The sequence below is a fragment of the Curtobacterium sp. MCJR17_043 genome, from assembly GCF_003224315.2.
Classification (GTDB): domain Bacteria; phylum Actinomycetota; class Actinomycetes; order Actinomycetales; family Microbacteriaceae; genus Curtobacterium.
On sequence record NZ_CP126259.1, the window covers coordinates 688,918 to 706,622 of the forward strand.

A 17,705-nucleotide genomic window follows, 5' to 3' on the forward strand; every position below is an offset into this window, starting at 1 on the left:
GCTCGCGTTCTCCACGGAGGTCGCCGCTCCTGTGTCGCCGGCCCGGTTCCGCGAGCACGATGGGGCCATGAGCCAGCTCGACAAGCAGGACCCCCCGGGAGCAGTACGCCCGTCCGCCGTTCCCCGCGCAGACGCAACAGGGGTCCGGCCGCGCAGCGGACCTCGACCCGCCGGCCGACCACGGCGAGACGAGCTACCAGGGCACCGGGCGGATGCGCGGGTACCGCGTGCTCGTGACCGGGGCGGACTCGGGCATCGGCCGGGCCGCGGCGATCGCGATGGCGAAGGAGGGGGCGGACGTCGCCCTGAACGCCCTGCCCGAGGAGATCGAGGACCTGACCGAGGTGCGGGACGTCATCGCCGACCTCGGTCGCACGGCGGTGATGCTCCCGGGCGACCTGACCGACGAACCGTTCTGCGACGAACTCGTGCGGACTGCGGTCGACCTACTCGGCGGACTCGACGCGCTGGTGCTCGTCGCCGGGCACCAGAAGGTGCACGAGGACATCACGGAGCAGACCACCGAGGACTTCGACCGGACGATGAAGGTGAACCTCTACTCGCTGTTCTGGCTGACCCGGGCTGCGGTGCCGCACATGGCACCCGGCAGCGCGATCGTCACGACGAGTTCGGTGTCGGCGTACCTGCCCCAGGACCGGATGATCGACTACGCGGCGACGAAGGCCGCCATCATCACGTACACGAACGGGCTCGCCCGCCAGCTGGCGTCGAAGGGCATCCGGGCGAACACGGTCGTCCCCGGCCCGGTGTGGACCCCGCTGCAGCCGATCAGCTACCCCGGGGACGAGATCGCGGCCTACGGACAGGACACCCCGCTCGGCAGGCCCGCACAACCGGTCGAGCTCGCCAGTGCGTACGTGTACCTCGCCGGCCCGGAGTCGTCGTACACGTCGGGCACGACGCTCACGGTCGGCGGTGCGACCGGGGTCGCCCTGTGAGCCCGGTGACGAAGAAGACGACGGTGCAGGTCGGGGACCGTCGTCTGGCGCTGACGAACCTCGACAAGGTGCTCTACCCGGAGACCGGCACGACCAAGGGGCGGGTCATCGAGTACTACGAGCGCATCGCGCCGTGGATGATCCCGCACGTCACCGGCCGCCCGATGACCCGGAAGCGGTGGGCGAACGGCGTCGACGGCAAGGTCTTCTTCGAGAAGAACCTGCCCGACTCGGCCCCGGACTGGATCCGGCACCACACGATCTCGCACGAGCACCACGACGTCGAGTACCCGGTGGTGGACGAGATGCCGACGCTGGTGTGGACGGCGCAGCAGGCCGCGCTCGAGCTGCACGTGCCGCAGTGGCGGTTCGGTCCGCGCGGCGGGCACCAGAACCCGGACCGGCTCGTCCTCGACCTGGACCCGGGTGAGGGCGTCGGGCTGCCGGAGTGCGTCGAGGTGGCGCTGGCCGCCCGGGCGGTGCTGCAGGGGATGGGACTCGAGCCGTACCCGGTGACCTCCGGGTCGAAGGGCATCCACCTGTACGCGGCACTCGACGGGAAGGCGACGGCCCAGCAGGTGTCGGACGTGGCGCACGAACTGGCGCGGGCGCTGGAGCAGGACATGCCGGACCTGGTCCTGTCGTCGATGAGCCGCGCGGAGCGGGCCGGCAAGGTGTTCGTGGACTGGTCGCAGAACAACGGCAACAAGACGACGATCGCGCCGTACTCCCTGCGCGGCCGGTCGCTGCCGACGGTCGCTGCGCCCCGGACGTGGGAGGAGTTGACCGAGCCTGGCCTGGCACACCTGACGCTGGACGAGGTCCTCGAGCGGGTGCCGGTGCTCGGTGACCTGCTGCACCCGGTCGCCGCGGCGTCCCTCGGGGTCGGACGAGCCGATGCCGGGCGCTGGGACGGCGCGCGCACGGAGGCGGTGAACGAGCGCGAGCGGCAGGAACGGCAGGAGCTGCAGGACCGCCTGTCGACGTACCGGGCTAAGCGGGACGCGTCCAGGACCCCGGAACCGGTGCCGCAGGCGTCGCCGACCGTGCGGACCGACGGGAAGCCGACGTTCGTCATCCAGGAGCACCACGCGACCCGGAACCACCACGACTTCCGCCTGGAGCACGACGGCGTGCTGGTGAGCTGGGCGCTCCCGAAGGGGGGAGCCGACCGACCCGGGCGCGAACCACCTGGCCGTGCAGACCGAGGACCACCCGCTGGAGTACGGCGGCTTCGAGGGCGTCATCCCCGCCGGAGAGTACGGCGGGGGGCACGGTCACGATCTGGGACGACGGGACGTACGAGCTCGAGAAGTGGCGCGAGGGCGAGGAGGTCATCGTCACGCTGCACGGACGGACGAACGGCGTCCGACGGCTCGCGCTCCTGCACACCCGGGGGGCGCGGTCGCGGTGGTGACGAGAAGAACTGGCTCATCCACCGCACGAAGGACCAGCCCGACCAGGGCGCGGTGACGGACGGGGCGGACGCCGGGAGGGCCTCCCGGTCGAGCGCCGCGGGCCGTGAGCGGATCGACCGGGCGGCGTCCGCGTCCACGGAGCCGGCCGAACGCCGCACCATGCAGGCGTCGCTGCAGAAGGGCGAGCCGGCACTCGACCCGCGCCAGTGGGCGTTCGAGATGAAGTGGGACGGGGTCCGGGCGCTGGCGACCGTCCGCGACGGCGCCGTCCGCCTGCTCAGCCGGAACGGCAACGACCTCACGGACCAGTACCCGGAGCTGCAGGAACTCGGGGAGCGGGCTGGGGTCGACGGCGTGTTCGACGGCGAGGTCGTGGCGCTCGACGACCACGGACGGCCGTCCTTCCAGCTGCTGCAGAACCGGATGGGACTGACGAAGCCGCGCGAGGTGGCCGCCGCACAGGCCAGCACCCCGGTGCGCTTGTTCCTGTTCGACGTGCTCGAGGCGGACGGCCACGAGCTCACCCGGCTCGGCTACACCGCCAGGCGCGAGGCGCTGACGACCGTGGTCGAGCCCGGAGGCGCGATCGAGGTGCCGCCGGCGTTCGACGGAGACCTTCCGGCGGCGATGTCCGCGTCGCGGGAGCGCGGGCTCGAAGGAGTCGTCGCCAAGAAGCGCTCCTCGCGGTACGTCGAGGGGGCGGCGGTCCGAGTCGTGGCTGAAGCTGAAGCACCACGCCACGCAGGAGGTGGTCGTCGGTGGCTGGAAGCCCGGGGCCGGACGGCGAGCGGGGGGGCATCGGCTCGCTGCTGCTCGGGATCCCCGGCGACGACGGCCTGGTGTACGTGGGCAAGGTCGGCACCGGGTTCCGTGACCGGGACCTCGACGAGATCGGCGCGCTGCTCGACGGGCTGGAGCGGGATGCGTCGCCGTTCGTCGACGTGCCCCGGCCGGACGCGCGCGATGCGCATTGGGTCGCCGCCGAGCGGGTGGCGGAGGTCGAGTTCGCGGAGTGGACGGGCGACGGACGGCTGCGTCAGCCGTCGTGGCGGGGCTGGCGCAGTGACAAGTCCCCGGAGGACGTCGTCCGCGAGGTCCCCGAGGAGGTCGTGCCCGACTGAGCCGGTCCGGAATCCGCATGCACGAGCATGAGGTCCGCCGGGGGCGAACTTCCGTCCCCCCGTTGTCCACGGCAGCGGGGGGACGATCTCGGCACGACCGCCTGCTGCCGCGAGCGTGGCTGTTACGGTCCTCGAGACGGAAGGACGCGACATGGACGCGAGCAAGTACCTGCCGCCGTTCACGCAGGGACAGCGCGGTGACGCGACGCAGGACCCGCGTGGCAAGCAGGACGCCGCCGGTGGCGCGGCCGTCGGCGGACGACACGACGACCGGCAGATGGTGGACGCGGGCAGCGTCACCGACCCGGAAGCGACCTACGCCGACTTCCTCGGCGACCAGGTCGACGACTGAGCCGACCGCGCGAGACCGGCCCACGCTCCGGTCGAGCCGACCGCGTCAGACGGAGCTGCCCGGCGTCAGGCCGAGCCGATCGGCGTCAGGCTGCGGGCGCGGGCCCGTCCGCGGCGGCGCTCCCCCGACTCCAGCGGCAGGTCTTCCTCCGCTGCGGCACGCTCGTCCGCCTCACCGGCGTCCGCCGCGGCGGCCTTCGCCTCGTCGATGGCCTCCTGGGAGGCACGCAGCGCTTCGTCGTTCCCGGGGTGTGCCTGATCAGTCATGTCCGCCACGCTACGCGGACGTCGCTGGACCGGTTCGGCGACGCAGGACCCCGTCCGGCACGACCGGCGGCCGTGGCTGGTCGAAGTCGACGGCCGAGGTCGGCGCGACCGAGGTCGGCATCGCCGGTGCGGGCGGCGCACCCTGGGCATCGGCCGCGTCGAGCACGGCACGGGTCGCCGCCGCAGCGATCCGCAGGGCGTCCTGCAGGGGCCTCGCCCGGAGCGCCGGGGTCCGGACCTCCACGCCCCACGGCTCGGCGAACCCCAGGCCGCGGACCGTACGGACGAACCCGGGCAGGTCCCAGGCACCGGAACCGGGCAGGTAGCGGCCGTCCCGCGACTCGTCGGCGAGCGTCATCCCGTTCGGGGTGTGCAGCAGTCCGTCGCTGAGCTCGACCGCGGCGAGGGCGGACGGCGCCACGCCCTGCGCGATCGAGGCCAGGGTCGACCCACCGCGCAGCGCGTGCATCGCGTCGAGCACCAGCCCGCCGTTCGGGTGACCCGCCACCACGAACCGCGAGGCGCGCTCGACGGTCGCCAGGTTCGACCACGGCTCCGGCTCGAGCACCAGACGGGCGCCGACGCCCTCGGCCTGCACCGCGAGGTGGTTCCACGCTTCACCCATCACCGCCGGTGACGCCCCGGGAACCGAGTGGTCCGCCCGCACGACGACCTGCCAGGCGGCCAGGGTCGCCGCTGCTTCGAGCAGGACGCCGCGGTCGGCCTCCTGGTCGTCCCGGCCCGGTGTCGACCACCAGTCACCGAGGGTGCCGAGCTGGACCCAGACCACGCCGGCGTCGTCGAGCATCCGGCGCAGGTCCGCGAAGCCGGTCGTGGCGCGGACCTCGTGCAGGTCGTCGAGCGCGAGAGCGAGCCCCGCGAAGCCGGCGTCGGCCACCGCGCGGACACGCTCCCGCACCGGTTCACGCCCGGCCCACGTCCACGACGTGGCGAGCAGGTCGTGTTCCTCCACAGGACCACCTCCATGATCCGGACACGCTCGGCTGCCCCGTTGCAGCTGCTGCACGTCCTGTCTGCGGATCGCTGCCGTACCCCTCGCAGCGTTCGGGGTCCGGTGTACGCCGGGCGCCTCGGAGTCCTCCCAGGACGGCCGGCGTCCGGAGCGAGCCGGGGAGGGCCGCGTCAGACGACGTGCGTCTCGACGACCCCGACACCGTCCACCGCGCCGCGCAGCACCGACCCGCGCGCCACCGGCCCGACGCCCTCGGGGGGTGCCGGTGAAGAGCAGGTCGCCGGGCGCGAGCGCGACGGAACGGGACAGCGCGGCGATCGTCTCGGCGACGCTCCAGATCTGCTCCGCCAGGTCGCCCGACTGCCGCAGGTCCCCGTCGACGTGCAGGGTGACGGCCCCGGACGTCGGGTCGACACCGGCTGCGGGGACGATCGTGCCGATCGGTGCGGAGTGGTCGAACCCCTTCGCCAGGTCCCACGGACGCCCGAGTCGCTTCGCCTCGGCCTGCAGGTCCCGGCGGGTGAGGTCGATGCCGACCGCGTACCCCCCAGACGAGTCCGAGCGCGTCGGCGACGGACACGTCCCGGCCACCCCCACCGAGGGCGACGACGAGTTCGACCTCGTACTCCAGTCGGGCGGTCAGGGTCGGGTACGGGGGAGTCGGCGCCGTCCGTCACGAGCGCGTCTGCCGGCTTGCCGAAGAAGAACGGCGGCTCGCGGTCCGGGTCGTGGCCCATCTCGCGCGCGTGCGCTGCGTAGTTGCGTCCGACGCAGTACACGCGACGGACCGGGAACCGGCCACCGGTGCTCGTGGGAACGGTCGGGAGGCCCGGCGCCGGGACGACGAGGTCGGTCACGCGTCCAGCGTGGCAGGCCGCGCCGGGAACACGAAGCGGTTCATCGCCCAGTAGCGGAAGACCATCGCGATGAGCGTGCCGATCACGGGGCCGCTGATGAAGTCGGCGAGTTCCTGCCCCGCGAGCGACACGTTCGGCACTTCCAGACCGAGGACGTAGCGGGAGATCCAGAGCGGTGCCGAGTTGAGGCCGACGCCGATCACGCTGACGATGACGAACAGCAGGACCTCGTGGCCGGTGTGCAGCTCGCCACGGTCACCGAAGGACCACTTCTTGTTGAGGAAGTAGGACACGACCGTCGCGACGATGATGCCGATCGCCAGGGCCGTCACCGGGTGCTGCGGGATGACGAAGAACTTCAGCCCGTAGTTGATGCCCATCGTGATGACGAAACCGAGACCACCGACGACCAGGAACCGGAGCGCGGGGTGCTCCACGAGCGACCGGACAGAGAACGACTGCACCGGCCAACCCTAGACCGGCCGGCCGGACGGCCGCCGACCGGCACGCGTTCCGGACCGGCCGTCCGGTCAACGACCGGGAGCGGCCCCCCTCGGTCTCGCCCTGTCCCGGGTCGCCACCCGTGCCGCCGTCCGAGGCCCCGTCCTGCGGCCAGCCGGTGAACTCCCATCCGGCGACCGCCTCGTGGTCCTCGCCGTTCGTGTAGGCGAACTCTCGAGCGGCGGCGCGTGCGTCGGTGAGGGCCGTCAGCAGGTCGTCGAACCGGTCGGACCCGTCGGCGACGCGGGTGAGCGCGTCGTGCGCGAGGGCGTACCGGTCCATGTCGTTCCGCATGAGCATGTCGAAGGGCGAGGTGGTCGTGCCCTGCTCGAGGAAGCCGTGCACGTGCAGGTCGTCGTGCCCGTGCCGGCGGTAGGTCAGGTTGTGCACGAGCGAGGGGTAGCCGTGGAAGGCGAAGACCGCGGGCGTGCCGGGCAGGAAGACCTCGTCGTAGCGCTCGTCCGACGCCGGGTGGTCGTGCTTGCGCGGGTCGCCGATCGACAGCAGGTCGACGACGTTGACCACGCGGACGCCGACGTCGGGCGCGTGCTTCCGGATGATGTCGGCGGCGGCGATCGTCTCGACGGTCGGGACGTCGCCGGCGCTGACGAGCACGACGTCGGCGTGGCCCACGGTCTGCTCCGTGCCGGCCCAGTCCCAGACACCGAAGCCGGCCGCCGCGTGGGCGACGGCGTCCTCGAGGGACAGGAACACCGGCTCGGGGTGCTTGCCGGCGACGATGACCTCGATGCGGTCCGTCGTCTCGAACGCGTGCGCGGCGACGGCGAGCAGCGTGTTCGCGTCGGCGGGCAACTTGATCCGGACCAGGTCCTGCTGCTTGGACGCCACGACGTCGAGGAACCCGGGGTCCTGGTGCGAGAACCCGTTGTGGTCCTGCCGCCACACGTGCGACGACAGCAGGATCGTCAGGTTCGACACCGGTGCGCGCCAGTCGATGTCGGTCGAGGACTCGAGCCACTTGGCGTACTGACCGACCATCGAGTCGACGATGTGCGCGAACGCCTCGTACGTGTTGAACACCCCGTGGCGCCCGCTCAGCACGTACCCCTCGAGCATCCCCTCGAGCAGGTGTTCGGACAGCACCTCGATGACACGACCGCGGGCTGCCATGTGCTCGTCACCGGCCTCCCGCCGGGCACGCCAGACCCGGCTCGTGACGTCGAAGACCGCGTCGAGCTTGTTCGAGATCGTCTCGTCCGGGCCGAACAGCCGGAACGAGTTCGGGTTCCGCTGCGTGAGGGCGGCGAGCCACGGCCCGAGGGTGCCCGTGGCGGACGCGTCCTCGCCGACGGGCACGGCGAACTCCTCGAGGCCCGGGCGGTCGAGGGCGGTCCGGATCCGGCCGCCGTTGGCGTGCGGGGTGGCGCTCATCCGGGTCTCGCCGGCGGGACGGATCGTCTCGAGGATGCCGATCGGCCGGGCGTCCTGGTCGAACAGCTCCTCCGGCCGGTAGGAGCGCAACCACTCCTCGAGCTGCCGGCGGTGACCCTCGTCGTCGCGGACGTTCGGCAGCGGGACCTGGTGCGCGCGGAAGGTGCCCTCGACCTGCTCGCCGTCGACGACCTTCGGGCCGGTCCAGCCCTTCGGGGTCCGGAGCACGATCATCGGCCAGCGCGGGCGGAGGTCCGCGGCGCCGGCCATCTCGCCGGCGGCGGCTCGGGCGGCCTGTGCCCGGGCGGCGGCCTGGATGTCGTCGATCGTCGCGAGTGCCCGGCGGAGCGCCCCGTCGAACAGGGCGTGCACGGCGAACGGGTCGTGGTCCACCCGGCCGGAGTCGACCACGATCGGCTCGTAGCCGAGTCCGCGGAAGTACGCCTGCAGGTCCTCGTCGGGGATCCGCGCGAGGACGGTCGGGTTCGCGATCTTGTACCCGTTCAGGTTCAGGATCGGCAGGACCGCGCCGTCCGACACCGGGTCGAGGAACGTGTGCGCCTGCCAGGACGCCGACAGCGGACCCGTCTCGGCCTCACCGTCGCCCACGACGCAGGCGACGACCAGGTCGGGGTTGTCGAACGCGGCGCCGTACGCGTGCGCGAGGGAGTAGCCGAGCTCACCGCCCTCGTTGATCGACCCCGGGGTCTCCGGTGCCGCGTGCGAGGGGATGCCGCCGGGGAACGAGAACTGGCGGAAGAACCGCTGGAGCCCGGCCGTGTCGGGCGTGATGTCGGGGTAGAGCTCGTTCCACGTGCCGTCGAGCCACGCGTTCGCGTTCATCGCGGGGCCGCCGTGGCCGGGACCGCAGATGTAGAGCACGTCGCGGTCGGTCTCGCTGATGACGGCGTTGAGGTGCGCGTACACGAGGTTCAGCGCCGGCGACGTCCCCCCAGTGCCCGAGCAGCCGCGGCTTGATGTCCGAGGGCTCCAACGGCCGCTCCAGCAGCGGGTCGTCGAGCAGGTAGATCTGCCCGACGGTGAGGTAGTTCGCGGCGCGCCACCAGGCGTCGATCGCGCGGATGCGGTCGGTGGACGAGTGCGACGTGGGCATGCCCCACACGCTACGAGAGAGCCGATCCGGGAAATCCAGAAAACCCTCCAATCCGATCGGCGCAGGGTGCCGAATCACTGTCACAAGCCGGGAACGGCCCGCAAGCGCTCACCAGCCGCACATCGCTGGTTCTCCACCCCTTCGCGGGGTGTGTTCGGCGCGCATCCCATTCCAGATCCGCGCCGAGCGCGACAAGCAAAGGAACGAAGACATGCGCAAGTCCCTGAAGACCTCGATCACCCTCGCCACGACCGGTGCCCTCGTGCTCGGCGGTGCAGCGTTCGGCGTCAGCGCCGCGAACGCCTCCACCCCGGCCGTGCACACCGTCTCCAGCTCCGCGTCGAAGATCCCCGCCCCGGTCGCGTCGGTCCCCGAGGTCCTCGGCGGCGACACCTCCGTCGCCCTCGACAAGGGCTTCACCGACGCCCTGACCTCGCTGAAGCTCACCCCGGGTGTCTCGGGAGATGCGACCCTCGAGGACGGCGCCGTGTCGTTCCCGATCACCTCCGGCTCGGTCACCTACTGGAGCCCGGACGGCAACTACCGCCCCTACGTCCAGGGTCTGCTGAACCACGACGACTCCGGCCTGACCCTCAAGGCCGGCGACACCACCGTCACGCTCGAGAACTTCGTCGTGAACCCGGGCTCCTCGAAGCTCTACGGTGACGTCCTCGTCAACGGGAAGGTCGCCGCCCCGAACGCGTTCCTGTTCGAGCTGCACGGCGGCTCCCTCAAGCCCCTCCAGCTCGAGGGCGACAACGCGATCCTGACCGGCACCACCGTCCACATCTCCCAGGACGCCGCGGACCTGCTGAACCAGACCTTCAAGACCGACGCCGTCAAGCGCGGCCTGCTCGTCGGCACCGCCACCATCACCGCCCAGATCAAGTAACACCCGATCTGACGCACCACCACCAGAACGCCGTCCCGCACAAGCGGGACGGCGTTCTCGCGTCCCCGGAACCAGACGCCCGGGGTCAGCCGCGCCGGCGCCACCAGCGGGTGGGCCGGGAACCGGACGCCCGCTCGGCCGCAGCGACCGCGTCGGCCGCGAACCGGGCCTCCCGGCGGTCCTTCCACGCGACGACCTCTGCCTCGACGTCCCGCATCGGGGTGACCACGGGCGGGCCGCCGAGCAGCTGACGGCGGGCCTCCTTCACCCGGGCGTTGAAGTCGACCAGGACGTCCCGCACGTCGGACTCGGCCGACAGCGCGTCGAGGTGGTCGTCGAGTTCGGCGTCCTCGGTGCGCAGGGCCAGGGCGGGCGGGGCGATCCCGCGGATGTCCTCGCGCTCGATCTTCGCCTTGATCCACCAGTTCGGGTCGTGTTGCTCACCGAGCCCGGGGAGCGGCTTGCCGTGGTACGGGTTCCCCTCGAAGACGCCGCGCCGTTCGGCCTCGGCGATCTGGGCACGCGCGTGCGCGGCGACGTCGGCGGCCTTGAGCAGTCGACGTTCCTCACGCTCGGCGCGGACCTCGTCCGGGTCGAGCGAGCCCCGCTCGATCTCGGCGTCCACGAGCTGCTGGTAGCGGTACCGCGCGGCCTTCCGCAGGCGGTCCATCCGGGCATCGACGTCGTTCATCGTCGGACCATGATGCGCCCCACCACCGACTGCCACCCTCAGCCGCCGTCCGCGGACAGGACGAGGAGCCGATGGACGCAGGACTCGGACAAGACGGACGGGGCGGTCCAGGGTCGCAGAGGTGGAATCCCTGCCCCTCTGGTTGCTCTGTCTGGTCTTCGTCGCTGGCGCGGCCGTCATCTGGGTCGCCGGCATCCAACTGTCGAAGACCACCGACGTGCTCGACGCCCGGCTGCACCTCGGCAGCGCGCTCGGCGGACTCATCGTCCTGGCCGTCGCGACGAACCTGCCCGAGATCGCCATCACCGTCAGCGCCGGGCTCTCCGGGTCGATCGAGGTGGCCGCCGGCAACATCCTCGGCGGCATCGCGATCCAGACGGTCGTCATCGCCGTGCTCGACGCCTTCGGAAAGAGCGGGAAGGGCGTCAAGCCGATCACGTACCGGGCGGCCTCGCTGACCCTGGTGCTCGAAGCGATCGTCGTCGTGGCGGTCCTCGCCGTCGTCATCGCCGGGAGTCAGCTGCCGCCGGACCTGGTCGTCGCGCGGCTCACCCCGGACGTCGTGCTCATCGCCCTCATCTGGATCGCCGGGCTGTTCCTCGTGCAGCGCGCCGGCAAGGGACTCCCGTGGCACGAGAGCGGTCACGCCCCGGACGCCAGCCCGCACGCGTCCGGACACCGGACCCGCAAGCCGGACACCCCGCCGATGAGCACCCGGAAGGCCGCCGTCGTCTTCACCGTCTCGGCGCTCGCGACCCTCGTCGCCGGTGTCGTGCTCGAGCGGGCCGGTGACGCGGCGTCCAGCCAGATCGGGCTCTCCGGCGTGCTGTTCGGCGCCACCGTCCTCGCCCTGGCGACGAGCCTGCCGGAGATCTCCACGGGCCTCCAGGCGGTCAGACAGGGCGACGACAACCTGGCGGTCTCGGACATCTTCGGCGGGAACGCGTTCCTGCCCGTGCTCTTCCTGGTGGCCACCGTGCTCTCCGGCAAGGCGGTGCTGCCGCAGGCGAACGCGAGCGACGTGTACCTGACGGCGCTCGCGGCACTGCTGACGCTCGTCTACGCCGTCGGACTCGTGTTCCGGCCGCAGCGTCGGGTCATCGGGATGGGCGTCGACTCGTTCCTCGTCGTCGTGCTCTACCTGCTCGGCATCGGCGGGCTCGTCGCGATCACGCTCGGGTGAGCGCTGCCCGGTCGCGGTCAGTGGTCGGCCGCGACCTCCTCGATCGTCAGCGCCGCCTGGATGAGCGCCAGGTGGGACAGCCCCTGCGGGATGTTGCCCATGAACGCCCCGCCCTCGCTGAGCATCTCGCTGAACAGCCCGACGTCGTTCGCCTGGTCGACCATCTCGTCCATCAGCGCCCGCGCGTCGTCGGTGCGGCCGACGCAGGCCATCGCGGCCGCGAGCCAGAACGAGCACGCGACGAAGGGTGACTCCTCGTCCTCGATCCCCGAGTAGCGGTAGACGAGCGGACCGCGCTGCAGCTGCTCCTCGATCGCCCGGATCGTCGACTCCATGCGAGGCCCCCGGTCGAACCCGCTCATGGCGTGCAGCAGGATCGAGGTGTCGAGGGCGTCGCTGCCCGGGTACATCACGTAGTGACCGCGCTCCTCGTCCCACCCCTTCTCGGACACCCACTGCTCGATGAGCTCGCGGTTCTCGATCCACTTCCCACGCGGGCCGTCGATCATCCCGGCGTCGTGCAGCTCGACGGCCGCGTCGAGGGCCTGCCAGCAGCCGATCTTGCTCGTCACGTAGTGCTGCGCGTCCTCGAGCTCCCACATGCCCGAGTCCGGTTCGACCCAGCGATGACACGCGTCGTCGGCCAGGTCCTGCAGCACCGATGCGGTCTTCCGGTCGAGGACGTTGCCGGCGCGCACGTACTGCTGCATGATCGCGAAGACGTCGCCCCACACGCCGAGCTGCAGCTGGTCGCCCGCGCGGTTGCCCACCGTGACCGGCCCGATGCCGTTCCACCCCGGGACGGTGCGCTCCTCGACCTCGTCGGTCTTCGAGCCGTCCAAGCCGTAGAAGATCGGCATGGTCTCGTCGTGCTCGGCGATGGTGCGCATCACCCACGACACGGCGGCGTGTGTCTCCTCGCGCAGCCCGAACCGGGTGAGCGCGTGCACCGTGTACGCGAGGTCGCGGACCCAGGCGAAGCGGTAGTCCCAGTTCTTCCCGCCGGTGCGGTCCTCGGGGAGGCTCGTGGTCGGCGCGGCCGCGATCGCGCCCGTCGGCGCGAAGATGAGCAGCTTCAGCGTGAGAGCGCTCCGCTGGACCGCTTCAGCCCACGGGCCGTCGTAGTCGAACTCCTCCGACCACGCCGACCAGTTCGCGATCGTGCGGTCCACGCCCTCGAGGCTGCGCTCCGGGTCCGGCAGGAAGATCGGTTCGTCGTGCGTGCCGACGACCGTCAGGATCGACTTCGATCCCTCGCTCGTGTGGAAGCGACCGGAGAAGCGCGGCCCGTCGTCGTGCACCGGTTCGAAGCCCTGCTCGACGATCGCGATCGTGACGCCGTCGATGCCGATCACGGTTCCGTTGCCGGTGTCCAGACGTTCCGGCTCGGCCGTGTCGAGCAGTGTCCCGGGTACGACCGCCCACTCCATCTCGACCGACCCCTCGACGCCCTCCACGCAACGGCCGATCTCGGCCCAGGGCAGACGACCGGCGACACCTGTCACCATCGCGTCGGTCACGGTCGCCTTCCCCTCGGAGGTCGTCCAGGTCGTGACGAGGACGTTCGTCCCGGGCAGGTACTGACGGGAGGCTTCGGCGTCGTCGTCCACCGGACGGAGGGCGATGTGCCCGCCGTGTTCGGCGTCGACGATGCTCGCGAACACCGGCGGCGAGTCCATCGACGGGATCGGGAGCCAGTCGATCCGGCCGTCGCGGGCGATGAGGGCCACGGTCCGGCCGTCACCGATGGCGCCGTAGGACCGCAGCGGCACGTAGCCGTCGGTGCGCTCCTCGTTGTCGCTGGCGTCGGGTGTGTCTCGTGTCCGTTCCGGCATGGTCCCATCGTGCCCGCCGCGGCTCAGCGTGCCCCGCGCACCCCACGTACCCCGGGCGGCCGGTGGTGGGGCCGCCGTCGTGCACCCTTGCGCGCAGGGCTCGTCACGCGGTATGTTCCTCGGTTCCGCCCGGACGGGTGGACCGTCGCTCCGACGCCGTCCGACAGGGACACACGACCATGCAGAAGATCACGGACCGCCTCCTCTCCTGGGCCTCGATGCTCGAGGAACGCACCGAGCAGCAGGCCCGCACGACGTCGCGGATGCCCTTCGTGTACCCGCACCTCGCGCTCATGCCCGACGCACACCTCGGCCTCGGTGCCACCGTCGGGTCGGTCATCCCCACCCTCGGTGCGGTCATGCCCGCAGCCGTCGGCGTGGACATCGGCTGCGGGATGATCGCGGTCCGGACGCAGTTCTCCCGCGCCGACCTGCCCGAGGACCTCCGACCGCTCCGGCAGGCGATCGAGCGGGCGGTCCCGCTCTCCGCCGGAGCGACGAACCGGACGATCGTCGACACGGCCGTGCCGCGCATCGCCGCGCTCGAGGCGCTCGCGGTGGAGGCCGACTTCGACCCCGCCGACTCGCTCGCCGGTTGGCGGAACCAGCTCGGCACCCTCGGGTCGGGCAACCACTTCATCGAGGTGTCGCTCGACGAGGAGGACCGCGTCTGGCTGTTCCTGCACTCCGGCTCGCGAGGCGTCGGCAACCGGATCGCGCAGCGGCACATCGCCGTCGCGAAGGAGGCCATGCAGTGCTGGTGGATCGAGCTGCCGGACCCCGACCTCGCCTACCTCGTCGAGGGCACTCCGGAGTTCGACCGGTACATCGCCGAGCTGCGCTGGGCCCAGCACTTCGCGCTCCTCAACCGCGAGGAGATGATGGACCGCGTCGTCCGCCAGCTCGCCGAGGTCGTCGGCACGGCCGTGCAGGAGGTCGAGCGGATCAACTGCCACCACAACTTCACGCAGCGCGAGACGCACTGGGGGGAAGTCCGTGTGGGTCTCCCGCAAGGGCGCGATCCAGGCGACGGCGGGTCAGCCCGGGCTCATCCCCGGCTCGATGGGCACGGCGTCGTACGTCGTCGAGGGGCGGGGTGACAAGCGGTCGCTCGAGTCGTCACCGCACGGGGCCGGCCGGTCGTACTCGCGGTCAGCGGCACGGCGGACGTTCACGCACGAGCAGCTCCGCGAGGCGATGACCGGCATCGAGTACCGGGACACCGACGCGTTCCTCGACGAGATCCCGGCCGCGTACAAGCCGATCGACCAGGTGATGGCGGACGCCGCCGACCTCGTCACGGTCCGGCACACGCTGCGGCAGATCGTCAACGTCAAGGGGGACTGACCGGGCGGCGACGGACGGGAGGCCCGTGGCGGGCCCGCCACGGGCCTCCCGTCCGGATCGGCGCGACGCCCGTCGGTCCGGACAGCCCCCGTCCGGGCGGGCAGACTCGTGGGGTGACCGACGCAGCCCAGGACGCCGCCCGTGAGACCGGACGACAGGCGCGCCGCGCCGCCGACAGCAGGTGGTTCGAGACGACGGCCCGTGCCGGGTTCGTCGGCAGCGGTGTCGTGCACCTGCTCATCGGGTACCTCGCGGTGCTGCTCGGTGTCGGGAACGCCTCGGCCGGCAGCGGTGCGCAGGGATCGGAGTCCGGCGACACCGACCAGTCCGGTGCCCTGGCGCAGCTGGCCTCGGTCCCGGGTGGTGTCGTGCTCCTCTGGCTCGTCGCCGTCGGCACCGCGGCGCTGGCCATCCGACTCCTGGTCGAGGCCGTCGTCGGCGGTCGCACGGACGACGCGCGGGCCTGGGTGAACCGGGGGGAAGAACGTCGGCAAGGCCGTGGTCTACGGCGTCATCACCTACTCGTCCGCCAGCTACGCGGTCGGCGCCGGGAAGAGCTCCTCCGGGTCGACGACGAGCGCCGCCGCGACCGCGCTCGCGACGCCGGGCGGTGTCGTACTCCTGCTCGTCGTCGCCGCGGTCGCGATCGCCATCGGGGTGGGACTCGTCGTGATCGGGGTGCGGGGGGTCCTGGAAGAAGCACCTCCGGCCCCAGCCGCAATCCGTCCGTCGACCGGTGGCCGTGCTCGCGACCCTCGGGTACGTCGCCAAGGGGGGTCGCGGTCGTCATCGTCGGCGTGCTCGTCGCGGTGGCCGCGTTCCGCAGCGACCCGGAGCAGGCGAGCGGGCTCGACGGGGCCTTCGACGCGCTGCGCTCGATGCCGGGCGGGTCCGTCGTCCTCGTCGTGGTGGGGCTCGGGTTCGCCGCGTTCGGCGTCTACAGCTTCTTCCGTGCCCGCTACGCGCGGATCTGACCGCGCGCACGGGATGGTCGCGGACACCGCGGCCCCGGCGATGCGATGATGCATCGCGGTGGCACGTCGCGCGTCGCCTGTGCCCGTGACCACCGGTCGCGGCTCGCCCACATCGAAGACGAGGAAGCATGGTTCCGACGGAGGGACACCAGGAGGCCGCCCCGCTCCTGGCAGGCCGGTACCGCCTGGAGCAGGTGATCGGTCGGGGTGGCATGTCGGTCGTGCACCGCGCGTGGGACGAGAGCCTGGACCGTCCGGTCGCCGTGAAGCTCTTCCACCCTGGCATCGTCGACATCGCGCGGCAGGAGGCCGAGCAGGGCGTCCTGGCGTCCCTCGACCACCACAACCTCGTCAGCCTCCTCGACGCGGGCGTCGTCGAGGACCAGAACGGATCGCTGCAGCGGTTCATCGTGATGGCGCTCGTGCACGGCCAGGACCTCGAGGAGCGGCTGTCCCTCGGGCCGCTCGCCTCGCGGCACATCGCCGAGATCGGCTACGACATGGCCGAGGCGCTCGACTACATCCACGCGCAGGGCGTCGTGCACCGTGACATCAAGCCGTCGAACATCCTGCTCGTCGACTACGGCAACGGGTCCGACCGGGCACGGGCACGGCTCACCGACTTCGGGATCGCGCTCGCGGCCGGCGTCGAGCGGCTCACCGCGGACGGCGTCACGACGGGCACCGCGGCCTACCTGAGTCCGGAGCAGGCCCGGGGCGCGGACGTCGGTCCGGCCAGCGACGTGTACTCGCTCGGACTGGTGCTGCTGCAGTGCTTCACCCGGCGGCGGGAGTTCCCCGGCTCGCTCGTCGAGTCCGCGCTCGCACGGCTCTCGCGTGACCCGATCGTGCCGGAGCCGCTGCCCGAGCACTGGAAGCAGGCGCTCGCGGCGATGACGGCGCAGGACCCGGCGGCCCGACCGGTCGGCGGCGAGCTCGTCGCGTTGCTCCGACACGTCGTGCTCACCGACACCGCGAGCGACGAACCGGCGGACGTGGCCGCGGCGGACTCCGCTCCCGGTCGTCCCGAGGCGGGTGCGGCACCCGCGTCCGGCTCGGTGTCCGCGTCCGGCTCGGTCTCCGGCGAGGGCGACGGGCGTCCGACGACGCTCGACGTCCTGCCCGAGGAGGCCCTGCAGCGCACGACCGCGATGGCGGCGCGGCTCTTCGACGCGCCCATCGCACTCATCGAGGTGCTCGACGAGGACCGGGAGTGGTCGCAGTCGTACGTGGCCGACGGCGTCGACAAGTCCGCGCGGAGCATCACGTTCCGGAACGGGTTCGCCCCGGTGCCGGTGCCCGTGGTGATCCCCGACGGGTCGACCCACCCGGAGATGCGGAACAGCCCGCTCGTCACCGGCCCGCTCGGCATCCGGTTCTACGTCAGCGTGCCGCTCGTCCGACACGACGGCGCGACGGTCGGCACGCTCGCGGTGCTCGACTCGCGTCCCCGCACCGCCGACGAGGCCGACATGGCGAACCTGCGGGACCTCGCGGCGCTCGCCGTGACGCAACTGGAGCTCCGGCAGGAGTCCCTGCGGACCGGCACCAGCGACGCCGTCCCGATCGTGCGCACCGGCGGGACGCACACCGGCGGACCGCACACGGGCGGTGCCCTCACGGGTGGTGGGCACACCGCGGGCCGACACAGCGGGGACGTCCGTGCGGCCCCGGAGCCGGACCGCGCCGGCTGACCCGCCGAACCGGCGACCGTCGTCGGGTAGGCATGACTAGCGTGGGAGACGTGGACATGGACGACGAGGCACCCCGGATCGACGAGCAGGTCGCCGACGAGCACATCACCGGTACGCGGTTCCCGGTCGACCGGAC

General features: G+C 72.0%; 10 protein-coding genes and 7 pseudogenes. 10 read left to right on the forward strand and 7 right to left on the reverse strand.

Annotated elements, in window-relative coordinates; translation table 11 throughout:
- Positions 1-212: 212 nt before the first annotated feature.
- The 3 genes and pseudogenes from DEJ15_RS03650 to DEJ15_RS03660 all read left to right on the forward strand — a co-directional run bounded on the left by DEJ15_RS03650 (position 213) and on the right by DEJ15_RS03660 (position 3,850).
- Positions 213-959, forward strand: coding sequence for an SDR family oxidoreductase (locus DEJ15_RS03650; protein ID WP_284175627.1), 747 nt, complete (start codon positions 213-215; stop codon positions 957-959).
- Positions 956-3,498 (forward strand): annotated as a pseudogene (locus DEJ15_RS03655) (ATP-dependent DNA ligase). The gene DEJ15_RS03650 and the pseudogene DEJ15_RS03655 overlap by 4 nt, the downstream one beginning before the upstream one ends.
- A gap of 151 nt (positions 3,499-3,649) precedes the next feature.
- Entirely contained in the window at positions 3,650-3,850 is a 201-nt protein-coding gene (locus DEJ15_RS03660; RefSeq protein ID WP_110825540.1) for a hypothetical protein, read from the forward strand.
- 65 nt (positions 3,851-3,915) lie between these two features.
- On the opposite strand, the gene DEJ15_RS03665 is transcribed toward DEJ15_RS03660, so the two are convergent.
- From DEJ15_RS03665 to DEJ15_RS03680, 5 genes and pseudogenes are all read right to left on the reverse strand, one after another.
- Positions 3,916-4,116 carry a hypothetical protein gene (locus tag DEJ15_RS03665; RefSeq protein WP_284175628.1) on the reverse strand — a complete coding sequence of 67 codons (201 nt, stop codon included), beginning with the start codon at positions 4,114-4,116 and terminating at the stop codon, positions 3,916-3,918.
- Between the two features lie 10 nt (positions 4,117-4,126).
- Entirely contained in the window at positions 4,127-5,680 is a 1,554-nt protein-coding gene (locus DEJ15_RS03670; protein WP_284175629.1) for a fumarylacetoacetate hydrolase family protein, read from the reverse strand.
- Positions 5,681-5,745: 65 nt separating this feature from the next.
- A pseudogene (locus tag DEJ15_RS17625) lies at positions 5,746-5,946 on the reverse strand (fumarylacetoacetate hydrolase family protein); the annotation flags it as partial.
- Entirely contained in the window at positions 5,943-6,326 is a 384-nt protein-coding gene (locus tag DEJ15_RS03675) for a GtrA family protein (protein WP_110825789.1), read from the reverse strand. The gene DEJ15_RS03675 and the pseudogene DEJ15_RS17625, both read right to left, overlap by 4 nt.
- 193 nt (positions 6,327-6,519) lie before the next feature.
- A pseudogene (locus DEJ15_RS03680) lies at positions 6,520-8,953 on the reverse strand (phosphoketolase family protein); the annotation flags it as partial.
- 211 nt (positions 8,954-9,164) lie between these two features.
- Between DEJ15_RS03680 and DEJ15_RS03690 the strand changes: the two are divergent.
- Positions 9,165-9,845 (forward strand): hypothetical protein, encoded by a 681-nt coding sequence (locus DEJ15_RS03690; RefSeq protein WP_110826207.1) that lies wholly within the window; start codon positions 9,165-9,167, stop codon positions 9,843-9,845.
- Between the two features lie 85 nt (positions 9,846-9,930).
- On the opposite strand, the gene DEJ15_RS03695 is transcribed toward DEJ15_RS03690, so the two are convergent.
- Positions 9,931-10,536, reverse strand: coding sequence for a DnaJ family domain-containing protein (locus tag DEJ15_RS03695; protein ID WP_110823072.1), 606 nt, complete (start codon positions 10,534-10,536; stop codon positions 9,931-9,933).
- A gap of 121 nt (positions 10,537-10,657) precedes the next feature.
- Between DEJ15_RS03695 and DEJ15_RS03700 the strand changes: the two genes are divergently transcribed.
- Entirely contained in the window at positions 10,658-11,719 is a 1,062-nt protein-coding gene (locus tag DEJ15_RS03700) for a sodium:calcium antiporter (RefSeq protein WP_110823074.1), read from the forward strand.
- 17 nt (positions 11,720-11,736) lie between these two features.
- Here the strand turns inward: DEJ15_RS03700 and DEJ15_RS03705 are convergent, their stop codons facing one another.
- Positions 11,737-13,554, reverse strand: coding sequence for a glycoside hydrolase family 15 protein (locus DEJ15_RS03705; RefSeq protein WP_110823076.1), 1,818 nt, complete (start codon positions 13,552-13,554; stop codon positions 11,737-11,739).
- 179 nt (positions 13,555-13,733) lie between these two features.
- On the opposite strand from DEJ15_RS03705, the pseudogene DEJ15_RS03710 reads away from it, so the two are divergent.
- From DEJ15_RS03710 to DEJ15_RS03720, 5 genes and pseudogenes are all read left to right on the forward strand, one after another.
- Positions 13,734-14,901 (forward strand): annotated as a pseudogene (locus DEJ15_RS03710) (RtcB family protein).
- Between the two features lie 113 nt (positions 14,902-15,014).
- Positions 15,015-15,326: pseudogene (locus DEJ15_RS17630) on the forward strand (DUF1206 domain-containing protein); the annotation flags it as partial.
- Between the two features lie 73 nt (positions 15,327-15,399).
- A pseudogene (locus DEJ15_RS17635) lies at positions 15,400-15,525 on the forward strand (DUF1206 domain-containing protein); the annotation flags it as partial.
- Between the two features lie 158 nt (positions 15,526-15,683).
- Positions 15,684-15,875: pseudogene (locus DEJ15_RS17640) on the forward strand (DUF1206 domain-containing protein); the annotation flags it as partial.
- Between the two features lie 128 nt (positions 15,876-16,003).
- Positions 16,004-17,569 (forward strand): protein kinase domain-containing protein, encoded by a 1,566-nt coding sequence (locus tag DEJ15_RS03720; RefSeq protein WP_110823080.1) that lies wholly within the window; start codon positions 16,004-16,006, stop codon positions 17,567-17,569.
- The last annotated feature ends 136 nt before the right edge of the window (positions 17,570-17,705 follow it).